Source organism: Bordetella sp. BOR01 (genome assembly GCF_019218885.1).
GTDB lineage: Bacteria > Pseudomonadota > Gammaproteobacteria > Burkholderiales > Burkholderiaceae_B > Bordetella_A.
Map to the genome: position 1 here is coordinate 1 of NZ_JAHUWT010000010.1, position 1,942 is coordinate 1,942.

General features: G+C 66.3%; 2 protein-coding genes and 1 pseudogene. All 3 read right to left on the bottom strand.

What is annotated here, in order from left to right:
* Positions 1 to 904 (bottom strand): Tar ligand binding domain-containing protein (locus KW845_RS29285; protein WP_218372938.1); only part of this gene is annotated, 904 nt, incomplete at its 3' end.
* 93 nt (positions 905 to 997) lie between these two features.
* Complete coding sequence (locus KW845_RS29290) at positions 998 to 1,414, bottom strand: hypothetical protein (RefSeq protein ID WP_218372939.1); 417 nt, start codon at positions 1,412 to 1,414, stop codon at positions 998 to 1,000.
* A 31-nt stretch (positions 1,415 to 1,445) separates the two neighbouring features.
* Positions 1,446 to 1,942: pseudogene (locus KW845_RS29295) on the bottom strand (methyl-accepting chemotaxis protein); the annotation flags it as partial.

Genomic DNA, 1,942 nt, shown 5'->3' on the forward strand with positions numbered 1-1,942 from the left:
GCGATACCGTGCGCGCCAGGTTCTCCTGCATGCGCTTGAGCGCCCCGAACAACTGTCCTACCTCGTTGCTGTTGCGAACCTCCACACGCGCCGTCAGGTCGCCGGCGGCTATCTTGTCGAAGTGCTGGCCAGCCTCGATCAGCGGACGCACCACCAGGCGGCCGAAGACCATGCGCGCCACCAGCATCAACAGCAGCGCCAGTACCACCGCCACCCCCACGGCCAGCACGGCACGCTCGAAGCTGGCCCGTGCGCCTGCGACGTTGGCGGCCTGCTGCTCCTGGATGTACTTGTCGAATTCAGCGATGGCTTCGATAAATGTTGCGCTGCGCGGCGTGCCGTATTCGTTGTTCACCATATAAAAGGTGGAATAGTCTTCACTGCGCAGGGCTTCCACCATGGTATCGACGCCGTCGTCGATATAAGCACGATAGCGGCGCACCAGGTTCATCGACAGGCGGCGCCCAGCATCGTCTTCCAACATGTTCTGCTGGAATTCAGAGAAGCGCTTGCGCACGCCGTCCAGCCGCGTGGTGGCGCCGTCGAGCGCTTCCTTGGCCGATTTGGCCGAGTTCTCGCCACTGCCCCAACCCGATTCCTGCAAATAGCGCGCCGCGACCATCAGCTCGACCCGGGCGCGCAGCATGTCACTGTTGATTATCTCGACTTGCTTGGCGCGCGAGGTCAGATCATTGATCTTGCGGATCGACTCGTAATTGGTCTGCAGGAAGTAGGCCGCCAGGACACCCACTGCCGCAATCAACAGCGCAAAGAACGCCATCACCACCAGCAGCAGCGTGCCTACCCGCGCATCGCGGATCTTCCAGGAACGCTTCTGCCTGGGCGCACGCGCCCGCTTCTTGGTCTTGGCCGGCTTGGTTCCGGCGTCGTAACTCGCTTCCATGACTCTCCCCCGTTCTCCAGGAATATTCTGCAACTCACTCTTTGCCGGCACTTGCCGGCATCCCATTGGCCCAGGCTGACTGCGCCGTGCCCGCTATTGCACCGGTGCGTCGGGCACCGGTATCCATGGCGCGCCCGCCGGGCCGTCCAGGCTTACCGGAGGCGGCCCAAGCAGCTTCCGGCGCTCCCAGGGTTCGAGCAGGACATTGGTGGTGTCCACCAACCGCACCAGCCTGCCGTCCGGGCCGAACTGCAGCAAAGCTTGCTTGCGGCTGTACAGCCCGTCGGTCACAAACGTGGCCTTGAAGGCCCACAGCGCCAGCGTTCCACCGTCGTTCTGGCCATACAGCATGACCGGCGCGGCACCCAGGGCATAAGAAGCCTCGTCCAGCGTCGACTGCCCCGGCGTCAACGCGGAAAGCCGGCCTGGATCGAAATTGCGCCCGGAAGTGGCGCAGCCTGCCAGCAGCGACACCATCCCCAACATCATCAGCATCGATCTCAAGCTCATGATTGCCGTCCGTGCGCGCCCGATCGGCGCGTCAAAAAGATTCCCAGTCGTCGTCCGCGGGCACCGGCCGGCGAGCCACCGGCGTAGCAGCCGCTGGCGTGGCAGTGGCCGGCGCAGCGCGACGGGTCGGACGCGGCGCACCAGCGCCAGCGGCCACCGGCTGTGTTCTTGCCACGCGCCGCGTGGCAACCGGCGCCGCCGCGTTGATGGAACTCGCTGCCGGCTCTGCACCCTGCCCACCACGCACCGTGCGCGATGTGGAAGAGACGGATTGCGCCGCGCGGTCGCTGGTCAATTGGCGCGGCGCGACGGCCGGCGCGGCGGCCTGCGGCTCGCGCTCGGCGGCAACCGGCTGCCGTGCGGCATCGGCCACATGCGGGACGTGGCGGGCGGAGGCCAATTGCCGTGCCGGCACCTCGATGACCTCGCCCGCGATGATCTTGAACACCGACACCGCCTCGGCCAGCCGCTGCGCCTGCTCCTGCAGCGAACCCGCCGCCGCCGCGGCCTCTTCCACCAGCGCCGCGT

Coding starts and splice junctions, on each gene's coding strand:
- KW845_RS29290 (WP_218372939.1), bottom strand. CDS start 1,414: ATGAGCTTGAGATCGATGCTGATGATGTTGGGGATGGTGTCGCTGCTG.